Annotated in this window: 14 protein-coding genes, 1 tRNA gene and 3 pseudogenes; 13 read left to right on the top strand and 5 right to left on the bottom strand. The window is 60.4% G+C overall.

Annotation, left to right across the window (positions count from 1 at the left end):
* Window positions 1-119 precede the first annotated feature (119 nt).
* A pseudogene (locus tag RWK44_RS03505) lies at window positions 120-411 on the top strand (DNA-binding response regulator); the annotation flags it as partial.
* Window positions 412-431: 20 nt separating this feature from the next.
* Here RWK44_RS03505 and RWK44_RS03500 read toward each other — a convergent pair.
* A complete protein-coding gene (locus RWK44_RS03500) occupies window positions 432-1,364 on the bottom strand; it encodes a LysR family transcriptional regulator (RefSeq protein WP_165504402.1) in 933 nt (310 codons plus the stop codon).
* A 58-nt stretch (window positions 1,365-1,422) separates the two neighbouring features.
* On the opposite strand from RWK44_RS03500, the gene RWK44_RS03495 reads away from it, so the two are divergent.
* The gene (locus tag RWK44_RS03495; protein WP_131663155.1) at window positions 1,423-2,172 is read left to right on the top strand and encodes an SDR family NAD(P)-dependent oxidoreductase; all 750 of its coding nucleotides are present in this window, start codon (window positions 1,423-1,425) and stop codon (window positions 2,170-2,172) included.
* 2 nt (window positions 2,173-2,174) lie between these two features.
* Window positions 2,175-2,619, top strand: a pseudogene (locus RWK44_RS35025) (integrase core domain-containing protein); the annotation flags it as partial.
* Window positions 2,620-3,016: 397 nt separating this feature from the next.
* Here RWK44_RS35025 and RWK44_RS03490 read toward each other — a convergent pair.
* A pseudogene (locus RWK44_RS03490) lies at window positions 3,017-3,234 on the bottom strand (hypothetical protein).
* Between the two features lie 769 nt (window positions 3,235-4,003).
* A tRNA-Gly gene (locus RWK44_RS03480) sits at window positions 4,004-4,078 on the bottom strand.
* A 256-nt stretch (window positions 4,079-4,334) separates the two neighbouring features.
* Here RWK44_RS03480 and RWK44_RS03475 point away from each other — a divergent pair.
* From RWK44_RS03475 to RWK44_RS03460, 4 genes are all read left to right on the top strand, one after another.
* On the top strand, window positions 4,335-4,844 hold the full coding sequence (locus tag RWK44_RS03475) for a prolyl-tRNA synthetase associated domain-containing protein (protein ID WP_032999270.1): 510 nt from the start codon (window positions 4,335-4,337) through the stop codon (window positions 4,842-4,844).
* A gap of 160 nt (window positions 4,845-5,004) precedes the next feature.
* Window positions 5,005-5,979 (top strand): thioredoxin, encoded by a 975-nt coding sequence (gene trxA / locus RWK44_RS03470; RefSeq protein ID WP_077977900.1) that lies wholly within the window; start codon window positions 5,005-5,007, stop codon window positions 5,977-5,979.
* A 243-nt stretch (window positions 5,980-6,222) separates the two neighbouring features.
* A complete protein-coding gene (locus RWK44_RS03465; protein WP_020052065.1) occupies window positions 6,223-6,909 on the top strand; it encodes an LON peptidase substrate-binding domain-containing protein in 687 nt (228 codons plus the stop codon).
* Window positions 6,910-6,918: 9 nt separating this feature from the next.
* Window positions 6,919-7,107: a Trm112 family protein gene (locus tag RWK44_RS03460; protein WP_017962471.1), complete on the top strand. Its 189-nt coding sequence runs from the start codon at window positions 6,919-6,921 to the stop codon at window positions 7,105-7,107.
* Window positions 7,108-7,141: 34 nt separating this feature from the next.
* On the opposite strand, the gene RWK44_RS03455 is transcribed toward RWK44_RS03460, so the two are convergent.
* The gene (locus RWK44_RS03455; protein ID WP_168283315.1) at window positions 7,142-8,356 is read right to left on the bottom strand and encodes a ubiquinone biosynthesis hydroxylase; all 1,215 of its coding nucleotides are present in this window, start codon (window positions 8,354-8,356) and stop codon (window positions 7,142-7,144) included.
* Window positions 8,357-8,439: 83 nt separating this feature from the next.
* Between RWK44_RS03455 and tesB the strand changes: the two genes are divergently transcribed.
* From tesB to RWK44_RS03425, 6 genes are all read left to right on the top strand, one after another.
* Entirely contained in the window at window positions 8,440-9,324 is an 885-nt protein-coding gene (tesB, locus tag RWK44_RS03450) for an acyl-CoA thioesterase II (protein WP_025396367.1), read from the top strand.
* Between the two features lie 211 nt (window positions 9,325-9,535).
* Window positions 9,536-9,886 (top strand): P-II family nitrogen regulator, encoded by a 351-nt coding sequence (locus RWK44_RS03445; protein WP_017962468.1) that lies wholly within the window; start codon window positions 9,536-9,538, stop codon window positions 9,884-9,886.
* A gap of 27 nt (window positions 9,887-9,913) precedes the next feature.
* Window positions 9,914-11,341, top strand: a complete 1,428-nt coding sequence (locus RWK44_RS03440) for an ammonium transporter (RefSeq protein ID WP_168283316.1) — start codon at window positions 9,914-9,916, stop codon at window positions 11,339-11,341.
* Window positions 11,342-11,589: 248 nt separating this feature from the next.
* The gene (locus RWK44_RS03435) at window positions 11,590-14,286 is read left to right on the top strand and encodes a DNA translocase FtsK (protein ID WP_168283317.1); all 2,697 of its coding nucleotides are present in this window, start codon (window positions 11,590-11,592) and stop codon (window positions 14,284-14,286) included.
* 139 nt (window positions 14,287-14,425) lie between these two features.
* Complete coding sequence (locus tag RWK44_RS03430; RefSeq protein WP_221999459.1) at window positions 14,426-15,094, top strand: outer membrane lipoprotein carrier protein LolA; 669 nt, start codon at window positions 14,426-14,428, stop codon at window positions 15,092-15,094.
* Between the two features lie 100 nt (window positions 15,095-15,194).
* Window positions 15,195-15,998, top strand: a complete 804-nt coding sequence (locus RWK44_RS03425) for an exodeoxyribonuclease III (protein WP_221999458.1) — start codon at window positions 15,195-15,197, stop codon at window positions 15,996-15,998.
* Between the two features lie 47 nt (window positions 15,999-16,045).
* Here RWK44_RS03425 and RWK44_RS03420 read toward each other — a convergent pair whose 3' ends face one another.
* A complete protein-coding gene (locus RWK44_RS03420) occupies window positions 16,046-16,501 on the bottom strand; it encodes a cyclic nucleotide-binding domain-containing protein (RefSeq protein WP_017962463.1) in 456 nt (151 codons plus the stop codon).
* Window positions 16,502-16,593 lie beyond the last annotated feature (92 nt).

The following is a 16,593-nucleotide window of genomic DNA, read 5'->3' as shown; positions in this document are numbered from 1 at the left end:
TTATGGTGGGGGCCTGGCTGACCGATGAAGTCAGCCAAGCGCTCGACAGGTTCGCCGGCCGTTGATTGAAGCTCGCCGCCTTTTCCCAAGTGGCGGAACGCTGCCAAAACGATGAAGGCGGCGCTGTGGATCTCCTCACCAAGCCGGTGTCAGACCAGGCGCTGCTCGATGCGGTGATAGCCGGTATCGCTTTGGATGGCCCCGGCGCACGGAGGCGGTCATCGTCAAGCGCAATCTTGAACGTTTAGGGACGCTGACGCATCGCGAGCCCGAGATCCTACGCGAGGTGGTGACGCGCTGCGCCGTGCCAATGTCATGCGCAAGATGGAGGTCCGCTCCGTCGGTGAGCTGATCGGGGCATGGGAGACCTTACCCCCGACGATGCGCGAGACCGGCGGACCTGGATTTTGACCAACCCCAACATCAAGTGCTCAGATGGCTTCGAGGGTTTTTGCCTCGCGGGCGATGAAATCGCAGACCAGTTTTACGCGCAACGGCACGGTGCGGCCAAAGGCGTGCAGTGCATTAAAGGGAGCGCTCGGGAACGCAAACCCCGCCGCGAGTGTAACAAGCGTGCCGCCTGCCAGGTCTTTCGCGACCAGACATCGCAGAAGATAGGCCGCTCCCAGCCCACTCAGCGCAGCCTGAATGAGTGCGGCCGCTGAGTCGCAATCGACGCGCCCGAAGGGAATGAAGCTCGTCCCGTCCGGCAGGCGCAGAGGCTGCGTGACGCCACCTAGCGCATAGCGGGCAAAGGGCAGAGCCGCCAGCGCTTCGGCAGTTGCAGGATTGCCCCAGGTCTTCAGAAAGGTCGGAGACCCGACAATCGTCATCGGCAGGTCGGCCAGGTGACGAACCATGAGGTCCCTCGGCGCGGGATTTCCAACGCGCAGCGCAACGTCGTAGTCCTCCCTGATCAGATCGACGAACCGATCCGTAAGTCCGACTTCGAGATGCAGGTTCGGATAGTCGGCTGCAAAGCTTCCGAAGAGGCGCGGTAGCAGTAGAGGCGCCATTTCGCTAGGCATGCTGATGCGCAAGCGACCCGAGGGCGCAACGTCGGACCTGATCGCCTCTTCACTTGCATCCAGGTCCCGCAACAGTGGCGCAACGCGGTCGAAGAAAAGTTGCCCGTCCTGGGTAAGCGTCAGGGCGCGCGTGGAGCGCAGGAACAGCCGGGCGCCAATCTTCTTTTCCAGCCGCGCCACGCTCTTCGACACCGCTGAAGGTGTCGTCGCCAGATCGCGGGCCGCGGCGCTGAACGAGCCGGCCTCTACCGTCCGCACAAAAGCCATCAATCCGGGCATCTCGTTGAGCAGATTCGGCATTTGCACCTCCGCGGCACAGATCATGTGCCCGCCCATGATCTAATGACGAAGGGTGGCAGCGTTTATCTAATTTCTCGTTGAAAGGAGATAAACAATGCAACACCTCAAAGACAAGGTCGCCGTCATCACCGGCGGCAATAGCGGCATCGGCAAGGCGACCGCTCGGCTGTTCGCGGAAGAAGGAGCGCAGGTCATCATTTCCGGGCGCCGGCAGGATGCTGTCGACCGCGCCGTGCAAGAAATCGGTCCGTCGGCCATCGGCTTCGTGGGTGATGCCGCCGACCTGGAAGATCATCGCAGGCTGGCGGACACCGTGAAGAGCCGCTTCGGCGGGCTCGACATCTACATGGCCAATGCTGGGATCATCAATCTCACCACCTCCGCCGAGGTGACTCCGGCAGACTATGACCGGCATTTCGCAATCAATACGCGCGGCGTGTTCTTCGGCGTGCAGACGATCGCCCCTCTGATCCGCGACGGCGGAAACATCATCGTTACGAGCTCGCTCGCGGCCACGAAGGTCCTTGCGGACCATACCGTCTATGCCGGTTCAAAGGCAGCAACCGCCGCCTTTGCGAAAAACTGGGCGATCGAATTTAAGTCGCGGCGGATCCGCGTCAACATCCTGAGCCCGGGACCGGTCGAGACGGAAATCCTCGCCAAGCTGGGCGTATCGGAGGCCGAGCGGCCGGCCTTCGAAGATTACATGGCTTCCCTGATCCCCGCCGGCCGTCTCGGCCGACCGGAAGAGTTGGCGCGCGCCGCACTCTTCCTCGCCTCCGATGCAGGAAGCTTTGTCAACGGGATCGAGCTTCATGTCGATGGCGGCATGACCCTGGCTTAAAAGGCCTGCCCTTTGCCAGCCCCAACGGGCTCTACAACCTGTCGAAGCTGTCGGTCTGATGGCTGAGGCTCGGCAGGTATCGAACGCATCAAGCCATCCGCAGCAGAACGGCCGCCACGAGCGCATGCATCTGACGTTGAAGAAGAAGGCCACCCGTCGGCCCGGCAAACGACCCTTCAACAGCAGACACGCTTCGATGACTTCATCAGCGAATTCAACGAAGAACGCCCGCACGAGGCGCTGAACATGCGGCATCCGGCAGATATCTATCGGCCCTCAAACCGCTTCTACAAGGGTCTGCCTGAGATCGACTATCCCTTCCATGATCGCGAGGTGCTGGTCACCAATTGCGCCCTTGGTGCGTATCTTTCTTCTTATCGGTGCTCCGAAGATATTTTTGCTTCGGTAAATGACTTAATATATCAACATAAAATAGCGAATTTGTGAGATATATTTGTGAATAAAATTCATGTGGTCAGAAAAGCAATAATAATATTATCCATCATACTGTTTCTATTTTGCTATTTTTTCATCAGGTGGGCGGAATATAGCGAAAGTATATATAGGGATTTTTCTGATGTGCTTCAATTTAGAGGTCCACTTGCTTTTATGATGTTTCTGTCTCCGCATATCTATCTGATGTTGATCTTGGCGATATTCTTGCATGTCTTGAGAGGAAAGCATGACGTAGTAAAGCAACTTATGTGGATCTGGGCAGCAATATTTATGCTCGGTTCGGCATGGACGACGCTTTTAATCTATGCAGTTAACAACGGTTAATTCCACTGAAGGAGAGATACTGTGGCAGAGCCGACATCATCGCTCACACAGGAAACGACAGACTTTATCGTACATCTCGCTCGGCCGCGTCGCGCTTTTTTCTGAGCGCCTGTTCCTGCTCATATGACTTATGCGGGAAATGCTCGAAGCACCACCAGCGCGTTGGCACGGCCGGGGATGGGCTGTGGCCCCATCCTTCCCATTCCTTGCATCCTGATGCTCGCAATAGTGCTCAACGATCACGTTAGCGCCTGGCGCGCTCGAATGGCCTTCAATGCTCATAGGTGCTTATCCTCGGCCCCCCCCGGCCTTGATCCTCTCTGATGGGAAGCTGCGGCATGGCTCCTATAAGGGGTTGCGCGATGAGCAGGATAACGCGGTGGTGTATGAGTTGGAATAACCCGCGAACTTCTACCGTCCGCAACCGATGCAAGGTTTGAGAACTCCCATTAGCGTCAAAAAGAGGAGGAGTGAAAACAAGGAGGTCATGAACACGAAAAGAGGCCAAATGATCAGGAACTTCTCTTTCGGCTTCGCCGTAAAGCGATCATCGTCGTCGAATTCGGACATTTTGGGACCGAAATCTTCGCTAAAATCGAAGCCGTTTTTATAATAGAAAATGAATGACCGGATATACCAATACCAGCTGTGGGCGCAAAAGGCACCGAACACGAAGAACCCGAACCACAGCTGAACTTGCTCTTCAGTAGACACGACAATGCCGGCCCGCCTTACCATCGATTTCTGGTGGATAGCACGAGTCGGTGCATAGCTAAATCAAGCTTCCCCATCAACATCGCAAACATGCCGGTGCGCGACTGGAATTCAGCCATTGAGACTCCGTTGTAGTGCCGAGCCTCGCATTCAGGCCCTCATCAATGGCCACCTGGCGGTTTTCTGCCGTCTGACAGCCGGCAATGACCACACTCAGAAAGCTGAAACTGATAGCGACGGGCGCGCTGTCGTGCTGCCCCGGTGCTGCCCCAACAAACGGAAATAGCCAGGCTTTCGCCTGGTGATTCGAACAAGTCTCTGAAAAGCTTAGGAAAACTGGAGCGGGCGAAGGGATTCGAACCCTCGACCCCAACCTTGGCAAGGTTGTGCTCTACCCCTGAGCTACACCCGCTCAATCCGCATCGGTCCGGGGTAGTTGTTGGACCGTGGGCGCCGCCTCGCGGCGACCGGCGCTATATGGCCTAACGGGTTTTCAAATGCAACAGGGAAATGACGGAGAGGCGAAGAAAAATTCTGATGCTCGCAGACGCCCGGCGGAAAGGCCGCAAATGCGGGGCAAAGCGTCGGTCACAAAGATTGCCAAACGATGTGGACCGACTTAATCAGGACGCCTCGCTTTTTTCCCTTCCTGCCCAATGGATTGCCCGATGTCCGAAAATGCCCCGAAGACAAGAGAAGAATTGTTTGCCTTTCTCGATGGGCTCGGCATCGCCCATAAGACGGTCGACCATGCGCCGGTCTTCACCGTGGCGGAATCGGTCGCCCTGCGCGATGAAATTCCCGGCGGCCACACCAAGAACCTGTTCGTCAAAGACAAGAAGGACAGGTATTTTCTGCTGACCGTGGAGGAAAATGCTGCCGTCGACCTCAAGCAGGTGCATAATGCCATCGGCGGCTCCGGCCGGGTCTCCTTCGGCAGACCGGAGAAGCTGATGGAGTATCTCGGCGTCGCTCCGGGTTCGGTGACCGCCTTCGGCGCGATCAACGATACTGCCGAGAATGTCACCTTCGTGCTCGATGCCGAGCTGATGGCGCACGAGATCGTCAACTGCCATCCGCTATCCAACGATGCGACGACATCGATTGCGGGCAGCGATCTCATCCGTTTCATGGAAGCGACGGGACATAAGCCGCTTGTCTTGAAAGTGACGTCCTGACATACGATTTTAGCGCTAAAGCGCGTCGCGATCTTTTAGATTCGCTTGCCGCGCTTTAGTCTTTGGTTTTGTGCATGTCTTTATCGCAAAACCGCACCACAGTTTTGCGCGAGATGCTTTAGCAAAGACGCCGGCAGGATCGGCGCGGCGGGAGATACCTATGAGCGGCAGCGACAACCCCTATAACGGTTCCTTCGGAAATCAGATGACTGCGACGACAAGCTTCGGTGCTACGCCGGAACCCGCGGCTGCGGCCGGCAGCTACATCACGGAGACGACGACCGCGAATTTTTCCAAGGATGTCATCGAGGCATCGCGTAGCCAGCCGGTGCTGGTCGATTTCTGGGCGCCCTGGTGCGGTCCGTGCAAGCAGCTGACGCCGGTATTGGAAAAGGTGGTCAACGAAGCCAAGGGCCGTGTCCGGCTGGTCAAGATGAACATCGACGACCATCCGTCGATCGCCGGTCAGCTCGGCATCCAGTCGATCCCCGCCGTCATCGCCTTCGTCAACGGCCGTCCTGCCGACGGTTTCATGGGCGCGGTGCCGGAAAGCCAGATCCAGCAGTTCATCGACCGGATCGCCGGTCCGGCCGGCGCCGATGAGGCGGCCGAAATCGAAGCGGTGCTTGCGGAAGCGGCGGAACTGCTTGCCGCCGGCAATATCAACGAGGCCGCTCAGCTCTATGGCGCCGTGATGCAGGCCGATCCCGAGAATGCCAAGGCGCTTGCCGGCATGGCCGAATGCATGATCGCCGCCAACCAGCATCAGCGGGCGCGCGAAGTACTGACAGAATTGCCGGAAGAGCTGGCAAAAGATGCCGGCATCCAGGCCGTGCTGATGAAGCTCGAGCAGATCGAGGAAGCCCGCAAGCTCGGCGACCCCGTTGCGCTCGAGCGTGAACTGGCCGCCAATCCCGATGACCACGAGGCGCGGATCAAGCTTGCGAAGATCCGCAATGTCGAAGGCCGGCGCGACGAGGCGGCCGACCATCTGCTGCTGGTCATGCGCAAGGACCGTGCCTTCGACGATGACGGCGCCCGCCGCCAGCTGCTGCAGTTCTTCGAGGTCTGGGGCTTCAAGGATCCGGCGACGGTCGCAGCGCGCCGCAAGCTTTCGGCGATGCTGTTCTCGTAGGGCGCGCGTCCGACAGGACACGTCACGGACGGTCTATCGCATTGAATCCGTGCGTGATCTTTTCGCCACTGCATAATTCGTTAAATCGGAATCGATTTAGCGATTAAATTATGCAGCGATTCAAAGTGTTACAGCGCCGCGCGTCTAAAAAGACGCGCGGCGCTGCAAGTTTCGAGCATCTGCCCTTGCGTTTTCGGACGAGGGCACCACATTCTCGTCAAGACGGGCATGCCCGTTACAAGAATGCGGGACGGTTTCATGCAAGTCGGGAATGCCAGATACCTGAAGCCGGGCGATCTGCCTGATGTGATTGCTGTCTTCCCCCTGACCGGCGCCCTCCTCCTGCCGGCCGGGCAGCTTCCCCTCAACATTTTCGAGCCGCGCTATCTGGCGATGCTGGATGCCGCGCTGACCGGAAACCGGCTGATCGGCATGGTGCAGCCGGCGCTCGGCGAACATGAGGACAAGGGCGGCGAGCCCAACCTTGCTGCTGTCGGTTGCCTCGGCCGCATCACCTCCTTCGCCGAGACCGGCGACGGGCGCTATATCGTATCGCTGACCGGCGTCTGCCGCTTCCGGCTACTGGAGGAGAAAGCGACCAGCGATCCCTTCCGCACCTTCCGTATCGCCCCTTTTATCGCCGACCTCTCGGCCGAGAACGAGGAGGAGGCCGTCGACCGCGCAGCGCTTCTGACCGCCTTCAAGGCCTATCTCGATGCCAACAAGCTGGAGGCGGACTGGGAGAGCGTCGAGCGGGCGAGCAATCTGACGCTCGTCAATTCGCTGGCGATGATGTCGCCCTTCGGGCCGGCGGAAAAACAGGCGCTGCTGGAAGCGCCCGACCTGAAAACGCGGGCCGAGACGCTGATCGCCATTACCGAAATCGTGCTGGCGCGCGTCTTCGGTGACTCCGACACGGTTCTGCAGTAGACTTCAGCCATGGATGAAAAACTCAGCCGCGTCGATCCCAAGCTGCTCGATCTCCTGGTCTGCCCGCTCTCCAAGGGCCGGCTTTCCTATGATCGCGAGCACAATGAGCTCGTCTCGGAAAAGGCGCGGCTTGCCTATCCGATCCGCGACGGCATTCCGATCATGCTGGTGTCCGAAGCCCGCCGCCTCGACGATTAGTGCGAAGCGCTTTTGCCGGGAATGGCGTAAAAGGTTAAATCGTCTCTCCCGCTAGCAGCCGCGGATTGTCCTTTGCCGTCGTTCCGGCCGCCTGGCCGATGAAGAAGGATTTGAGACGCGGCAGCCGGTCGACGATGCCGAGGCCGACGTCGCGGGCGATGCGGATCGGCGTCGCGTCGTTGGAGAAGAGCCGGTTCAGCACGTCGGTCGTCACCCCCATGCGGAAAGTGTCGAAGCGCCGCCAGGTCTGGTAGCGCTCGAGAATGTTGATCGAGCCGACATCCAGGCCGAGGCGGTCGGCCTCCACGATGGTTTCGGCAAGTGCCGCCACATCCTTGAAGCCGAGATTGAGCCCCTGACCCGAAATCGGGTGGATGCCGTGGGCGGCGTCGCCGGCCAGCGCGAAACGCGGCGCGACGAAGGCGCGAGCGAGCGTCAGGCCGAGCGGGAAGGCACGCTTGTCGCCGATCACTTTCAGGCTCCCAAGCTTGTGGCCGAAGCGGCGCTCGAGTTCTTCCTCGAAGATCAGGTCGTCGGCGGCGACCAGCCGGTTGGCATCCGGCGTGCGCTCCGTCCAGACGAGCGAGGAGCGGTTGTTCTTAAGCGGCAGGATGGCGAAGGGGCCGGCCGGCAGAAAATGTTCCTCGGCACAGCCGTCATGCGGCCGCTCATGCTCGACCGTCGCAACGATGCCGGACTGGCCGTAGTCCCAGGTGACGGTCCTGATGCCGGCGAGATCGCGCAACGTCGAGCGCACGCCGTCGCAGGCAACCAGCAGCCGGGTTTCCAGCGCGCTGCCGTCCGAGAGCGTGACGGTGGCATGGGTGTCGTGGGTCTTCAGCTCCGTCGCGCCAAGCCCGTGGCGAATGTCGATGCCGAGCCGTTCGCAGGCGCCGCGCAGGGCGGCGACCATCGCGACATTCGGGATCATGTGGGCGAACGGCCGGCCGTCGGCCACTTCGCCGTCGAAGGTCAGAAACACCGGACGCACCGGATCGGAGGTCTTGGAGTCGGTGACGATCATCTTGGTGATCGGCTGGGCCTCCGGCTCAATCTCCTTCCAGATGCCGAAGACTTCGAGCATCTTCGCTGCCGCGGCGATGATGGCGGAAGCGCGCGTATCGTTTTTCCAGACATGTTCGGGGGCCGCCTCGACGACGGCGACATTCAGATGCGGCGCTGCCTGCTTGACCGCGACAGCGGCGGAAAGGCCGACATAACCCCCGCCCACAACCAGCATGTCCAGCATCGCGCCGCTCCCGTACCTTATGCCTCAGATGTGACCTATATAGATCATCGCAACTTCACTTCCTACCGCTGGGAGACATAGAAATGACGGGCGAGACATCAGGGCCTTCGGCGATGGAGACGCTGCTTTCGACGCTCGACCTCGAGCCGATCGAGGTCGATATCTTCCGCGGCCGCAGCCCCAAGGTCGGCTGGCAGCGGGTCTTCGGCGGCCAGGTGATCGGCCAGGCGCTGATGGCGGCGCAGCGCACCATCGAGGGCGAGCGTTTCGTCCATTCGCTGCATGCTTATTTCATGCGTCCCGGCGATCCCTCGGTGCCGATCATCTATCAGGCGGAGCGCATCCGCGACGGATCGAGCTTCAACACGCGGCGTGTCGTCGCCATTCAGCACGGCAAGGCGATCTTCGCGTTGTCGGCCTCCTTCCAGGTGGAGGAGCCGGGCTTCGAGCACCAGATCGCGATGCCCGAGGTCGAGATGCCGGAGGCGTTGCTCGGCGAGCAGCAGATCAAGGAACAGTATCTCGCCCACGCGCCGGAAGCGATCCGAAAATACTGGCAGCGTGAGCGGCCGATCGAGATCCGCCCTGTCTCGCTGACGCATTATTTTTCCGACAGGAAGCTCGATCCCAAACAGGACGTCTGGGTGCGCGCCACCGGCCCGGTTCCCGACGACCGGCTCTATCAGGCGGCGGTGCTTGCCTATCTTTCGGACATGACGCTGCTCGATACGTCGCTCTATGCGCACGGAACGTCCATCTTCGACCAGAGCCTGCAGGTGGCGAGCCTCGATCACTCGATGTGGTTCCACAAGCCCTGCAAGCTCGACGACTGGCTGCTTTATACGCAGGACAGTCCGTCGGCTTCAGGCGCCAGAGGATTAACCCGGGGTAGCCTATTTACACGATCCGGTAGCCTGATCGCATCGGTCGCGCAGGAAGGCCTGATTCGGAAAAAGGCAAATGAATAAATAATGTGCAACTTTATAAATTTGCGCGTTATTTGTGCGCTTATTGGCCTATCATTTGCCTGTTTATTGGCACTCTTTATTATAAGCTTTACTTTTCAATAACTTACGTCTTGCTTCGAATCTGGCACGTCCCTTGAATGTGTATTGGCCGGTCGCTGTTCAGGAATGTCAGCGGCAAGGAGAGTCGGCTCCGCGCCGAGGATAACGAAGGATGGGAAACCAGATGAAAATTGTGATGGCCATTATCAAGCCGTTCAAGCTCGATGAGGTCCGCGAAGCCCTTACGGCGATCGGTATTCAGGGGCTGACCGTAACCGAGGTGAAGGGCTACGGGCGCCAGAAGGGGCACACCGAAATCTATCGCGGCACCGAATATGCAGTCAGCTTCCTGCCGAAGCTCAAGATCGAAATCGCGGTTGCATCGGAACTCGTCGACAGGGCAGTCGAGGCCATCGCGGCAGCGGCCAAGACCGGTCAGATCGGTGACGGCAAGATCTTCGTCTATTCGATCGACCATGCCGTGCGCATCCGTACGGGCGAAACCGATTCAGAAGCGCTGTAAGAACGGCAGATCAAGGAGCTTTTTCCAATGTCAATTTCGAAGTTTTCTTCCACCTTTGCGCGGATTTGCGCAGCTTCGGCCGCCCTTCTCGCGCCGGCCGTCGCTTTCGCGCAGGAGGCTGCGCCAGCCGCCACTGCCGCTGCTGCTCCTGCTCTCACGATGGATAAGGGTGATAATACCTGGATGCTCGTCTCCTCGGCGCTCGTCCTGCTGATGACCATCCCCGGCCTTGCGCTTTTCTACGGCGGTCTCGTGCGCGCCAAGAACATGCTCTCGGTGCTGATGCAGGTCTTCATGATCACGGCCGTCGTGGCGCTGATCTGGGTGACCTACGGCTATTCGCTCGCCTTCACCGACGGCGGTTCGCTGAACAGCTTCGTCGGCGGCTTCTCCAAGGCCTTCCTCGCCGGCGTCAACACCTCGTCGCTCGTAGAAACCTTCTCGAAGGGAGTCGCCATTCCGGAATACACCTTCATCGTGTTCCAGATGACGTTTGCCTGCATCACGCCCGGCCTGATCGTCGGCGCATTCGCCGAGCGCATCAAGTTCTCGGCCGTCATGCTCTTCGTCGTGCTCTGGGTCACCTTCATCTATTTCCCGATGGCACACATGGTCTGGTTCTGGGGCGGTCCGAGCTCCTACACCTCGCCGGCCGGCCTGATCTTCTCCTACGGCGCAATCGACTTTGCCGGCGGCACGGTCGTTCACATCAATGCCGGTATCGCGGGCCTCGTCGGCGCCATCATGCTCGGCAAGCGCACGGGCTATAAGAAGGAAATCATGGCTCCGCATTCGATGACGCTGACCATGGTCGGCGCCTCGCTGCTCTGGGTCGGCTGGTTCGGCTTCAATGCCGGCTCCAACCTCGAAGCCAATTCCTACGCCTCGCTTGCCTTTATCAACACCTTCGTCGCAGCGGCTGCTGCCGCTGTGTCCTGGTGCATCGTCGAAACCCTCAGCCGCGGCAAGGCTTCCATGCTCGGTGGCGCTTCCGGCGCGGTTGCCGGTCTCGTCGCCATTACCCCGGCGGCAGGCTTTGCCGGCCCGATGGGCTCGATCGTTCTCGGCCTGATCGTTTCGCCGGTCTGCTACTTCTTCGTCGACGTCGTGAAGAACAAGTTCAACTACGACGACAGCCTCGATGTCTTCGGAGTTCATTGCATCGGCGGCATCATCGGCGCTCTCGGCACCGGTATCCTCGTCAACCCGGCACTCGGCGGTGCAGGCATCGTCGATTACTCGACCGCGGATTTCGCAGCCTCCTATGCTGGCACGGCAACCCAGGTCTGGAACCAGGCCAAGGGCGTGCTGACAACGCTGCTGTGGTCCGGTATCGGCTCGGCGATCCTCTACAAGATCGTCGACGTCGTCATCGGCTTGCGTGTCACCGTTGAAGCCGAACGCGAAGGTCTCGACCTTTCGACCCACGGCGAAGCCGCCTACCACGCTTCCTGATCACAGGGTTTGCGGCGCCTGGCATGAGGGCGCCGCTTCACAGCCCGTCGCGGCCTATCTAACTATAGACTGCACTTGGCCCGGACCTTTCAAGGTTCGGGCTTTTTTCATTTCCCGGTTCGGAATGCACGTCCAGGCATGCATGGTTAACATCGCTTTAACCCGGCTCTGATTAGGTAGAGCGGACGCATTTTGGCACCGAAGCTTCAGCGATTCGCGTGTCCTCAGGCATTGGACGGGTTAGACACATGGCAAGAAGCACGTCGCCGGCAATGGATGGCCGTCCGGATCGGTTCTCCTTCTCGGCATTCATGCTGCGGCAGATCCAGGCGCTCATCGGCTTTGCGATCTTTCTGCTGCTGGCGTTCTGCGTCGCGGCGCTGGCGACATGGAATGTTGCGGATCCGAGCTACTCCTATGCGACCGCCAACCTGCCGACGAATATTCTCGGCTACAGCGGGGCTGCCTTTGCCGATATCGTCATGCAGTTCCTCGGGCTTGCCAGCGTCGTTTCGATGCTGCCGATCGTCGCTTGGGCGCTGACGCTGATCTCGGGCCGCCGATTCAGCCGTATTCCTGCCCGTGCCGGCGCCTGGTTCGGCGGTTCGGTGCTTTCCTGCGCCGTCCTCGGCTGCTTTCCGCCGCCGCTCACCTGGCCGATCCCGAACGGTATCGGCGGTGTCATCGGCGACATGATCCTGCGTTTTCCCGCACTCTTCGTCGGCGCTTATCCGACGGGCACCTTCGCCATGGTCATCGGCTGCATCTTTGCCGCGCCGACCGCCTGGCTGATGCTGTTTGCATCAGGCCTTGTCGGCCGCAGCGACGCCGACGAGGAGATCGAGGAAGACTACGTCGATACACGCAGTAGCAAGGCCCGCGTTGTCGGAGACGAGGACGAGGAGGAAGACGAGTCCCGCTGGGTCGCTCTCAGCGGCGCCGTGACGCATGCCTGGTACATGAGCCAGGGCCGACTGCGGCGGCTGTTCGGCATGGGTCCGCGCAAGCGGCGCCAGGGCGATTACGAATCACCTTATGATTTCAACGATGACGAGTTCGGCACGCTGAACGAACCCGTCCGCGCAAAGGCGCCGACCGTCCGAGGCGAGCGCATGGAGCCGTCGATGGAACCATCGATGGGGGCAAGGATGGCTTCGCCGCGGCGTATCGTCTCCGCACCGTCGCTGTCCGTCGATGACGACGACGATAATGACGACGACCTGCCCTTCGATAACGACATGCCGCCACGCCCGGCCGATATCCTGCCCGACGACGATGACGACGACTGGATGATTCGAGCACCGGCAAAGGCGGCCGGCAAGCCGGAGCCGCGCGTCGTCCCCGTCGTTGCGCGTCCGAAGCCCAGCGCCCGCATCGAGCGGGAGGCGCAGGGCTCGTTCATCCGTCCCGAGGGTTTCCAGCTTCCCTCGATGCATCTGCTCGCCGAACCGAAGAACGTGGTGCGCGATTCCACGCTTTCGGCCGATGCGCTGGAGCAGAACGCCCGCATGCTCGAAGGCGTGCTTGAGGATTTCGGCGTCAAGGGCGAGATCATCCATGTCCGTCCCGGTCCCGTCGTCACGCTCTACGAACTGGAGCCGGCGCCCGGTATCAAGTCGTCGCGCGTCATCGGCCTTGCCGACGATATCGCCCGCTCGATGAGCGCGATTGCCGCCCGCGTGGCCGTCGTGCCCGGCCGCAACGCGATCGGCATCGAATTGCCGAACCAGACGCGCGAGACCGTCTATCTGCGTGAACTCATCGCCTCCCGGGATTTCGAAGGCAGCAAGGCGAAGCTCGCCATGGCGCTCGGCAAAACGATCGGCGGCGAAGCCGTGATCGCCGATCTCGCCAAGATGCCGCATCTGCTCGTCGCCGGCACCACCGGTTCCGGCAAGTCGGTCGCCATCAACACGATGATCCTGTCGCTGCTCTACCGCATGACGCCGGAACAGTGCCGGCTGATCATGATCGACCCGAAGATGCTGGAACTCTCCGTCTATGACGGCATCCCGCACCTGCTTTCGCCTGTCGTCACTGATCCGAAGAAGGCCGTCGTCGCGCTCAAATGGACCGTGCGCGAGATGGAAGAGCGCTACAAGAAGATGTCGAAGATCGGCGTGCGCAACATCGATGGCTTCAACACCCGCGTCGAGCAGGCGCTGTCGAAGGGCGAGGCGATCTCGCGCACGGTGCAGACCGGATTCGACCGCCATACCGGCGAAGCGATGTACGAGACCGAGGAATTCGATCTGCGGCCGATGCCCTATATCGTCGTGATCATCGACGAAATGGCCGACCTGATGATGGTCGCCGGCAAGGATATCGAAGGCGCCGTCCAGCGTCTGGCGCAGATGGCGCGTGCGGCCGGCATCCACGTGATCATGGCGACACAGCGTCCGTCGGTCGACGTCATCACCGGCACGATCAAGGCGAACTTCCCGACCCGCATCTCCTTCCAGGTGACCTCGAAGATCGACAGCCGCACCATTCTCGGCGAACAGGGCGCCGAGCAACTGCTCGGCATGGGCGACATGCTCTACATGGCGGGTGGCGGGCGTATCCAGCGCGTGCACGGCCCGTTCGTTTCTGATGTCGAGGTGGAAGAGATCGTCTCCTACCTGAAGACCCAGGGCTCGCCGCAATATCTCGACGCGATTACCGCCGATGACGATGAAGACGGCGATTACGGCGGTGGTGGAGGCGGTCCGGCCGGCACGTCCAATCTTTCCGAATCGGAAGATCCCTACGATCAGGCGGTCGCCATCGTGCTGCGCGACGGCAAGGCGTCGACCTCCTACGTGCAGCGCCGGCTGGGTATCGGCTACAACCGTGCCGCCTCGCTCGTCGAGCGCATGGAGAAGGAGGGTATCATCGGACCAGCCAACCACGCCGGCAAACGCGAAATTTTGGTTCCGACCGAAGGCGACATCCTCGACCGCTGACATAACAGGCATATATTTCCAATACAGCCGCTTTTGCGGAAACCTGATAGCATCGAAGCCGTTACCTCTCGCAGGCCGATCGCAACGCCTTGAAGACGCCGCCTTTCGGCAGCATGCAGATCGCATAAAGGAGATTTAGATGAGTCACTCCGATACCTTCCTCTCCGGCCTGACGGTAACGCGCCGCGACCTTCTCGGCGCCTTTGTCGTCGCTGCGATAGCGAGCGCCATTCCCCTTGGCGCTTATGCGCAGGCGGCCGCTCCCGCCTCCGGCACGGCGCAGGCGATCGCCGATCATTTTTCCGGCGTTACGACGATGCAGGGCGAATTCGTGCAGTTCGGCCCGCGCGGCGAACAGACCGGCGGCAAGTTCTTCATCCAGCGCCCCGGCAAGCTGCGCTTCAACTATGACGATCCGTCGCCGATGCGGGTGATCGCCGACGGCAAGAACGTCGCCATCGGCAATATGAAGCTCAAAACCTGGGATCTCTATCCGCTCTCCAAGACCCCGCTCAGCCTGCTCCTGGCGCAGCGCATAGATCTGTCGGCCGGCATGGTGAAGGGCGTGAAGGAAGAGTCTGACTTGACGACGATCGCGCTCGGCAACAATACGGTGTTCGGAAACTCGACCATTACCATGATGTTCGACCCGAAGACCTACGATCTGCGGCAGTGGACGATCACCGACAATCAGGGCAAGGACACCTCGGTGATGATCTTCAATGTCAAAACCGGCATGCAGTTCGAGGATCGCGTCTTCCGTGTGCCCTATGAGACCATTCCAGGCACGCCTCAGTCGCGCGATTGAACCTTTTCGGTTGATCGGCCGCTCCTTTTACAAGCGGCCGGTTCCCTCGCGTCCGCCTTTGTTTTAAAGCCCTTTCATGAAAGCGTGAAGGGGTATGGGCATGGGTTTTTCGATCACCACGTGGAACATCAATTCGGTGCGGCTGCGCATGCCCATCGTCGAGCAGCTCGTTCTCAAGCACAGGCCCGATATCCTCTGCCTGCAGGAAACCAAGGTGACGAACGACCTGTTTCCCGCGGCACCACTCAGGGCGATGGGCTACAATCACATCATCATCCATGGCCAGAAGGGCTATCACGGCGTGGCGATCGCCTCGCGCATTCCGCTAACCGAGGATCACCGGCAGGATTATTGCGGTGTCGGCGATGCGCGCCACATCTCGGCGATCTTCGAGCACGGCAATCGCCGCGTTCGGCTGCATAATTTCTATGTCCCGGCCGGCGGCGACGAGCCGGATCGCACGATCAATCCGAAATTCGGCCACAAGCTCGATTTCATCGAGGAGATGAAGCTGCTGAAAGCCAATGGCGAGGCCGACACCTCAGCCATCCTCGTCGGTGACCTCAATATCGCGCCGCTGGAGCACGATGTCTGGTCGCACAAGCAGCTTCTGAAGATCGTCAGCCATACGCCCGTCGAGACCGACGGACTGCTCGAGGTGATGAAACGCGGCGCCTGGCTCGATCTGATGCGCCAGCATGTGCCTGAAAGCGAGAAGCTCTACACCTGGTGGAGCTATCGCGCCAAGGACTGGGAGGCCGCCGATCGCGGCCGTCGTCTCGACCATATCTGGTCGTCGTCGGATCTCGGGCCGCATCTCAAGCGGATAGAAATCCTGAAGGAGGCGCGCGGCTGGGATCGTCCCTCCGACCACGTGCCGGTGACGGCGCATTTCGATTTCTAAGCGGTGCAGCTTCGTGGAAGCGCAGGGATTCTTATCGCTAACAGGGATCAGCTGAAGCGGTAGAACTGGCTTGCGGCCTTTGCCGCAAGCTCGGCGAGATTGTCGCGAATGCGGTTCTCGATCAGCCGGGCTGCGTCCGGATATTCTTCGATCAGCCGGTGGAAGAGGGCGCGGGTGATGCGGATGATGCTGGTATCCTCGCGCGCTACCGCGGTGAACTTGCGCTCCACCAGCGTCACCAGCGCCAGCTCGGAAACCAGGGTACCGGGGCCAGCGATTCCCTCTGTCCTCTGCATGCCGTCACTGCTCGTCGCGCTCAGCTCCAGGCTGCCGCTGAGGATGACATAGGCGCTCTCGGCGGGCGAGCCCTGGCGAAACAGCATCTGGCCGGCAGCGATCATGCGCCGGTCGGCGCCGAAGGCGATCAACCGCAGCTGATCCTCGCTCATGTCCTTGAACAGAGGAAGCTGCGCGAGCATGTGGATGTCGTCGGTCAGCGCCATGCGGGCTTTTCGCCTTAGAGCAATTCCAGCAAAACCGCGTCGCGGTTCTGCGTCCGAAATTGAGTGAAAACAAAGAGATAGAGCATTCCCGC

Origin of the sequence: Rhizobium sp. 25PS6 (assembly GCF_032464655.1) — a bacterium.
GTDB lineage: Bacteria > Pseudomonadota > Alphaproteobacteria > Rhizobiales > Rhizobiaceae > Rhizobium > Rhizobium laguerreae.
The sequence above is the reverse complement of the archived record's forward strand: the minus strand, read 5'-3'. Positions and strand labels throughout refer to the sequence as shown.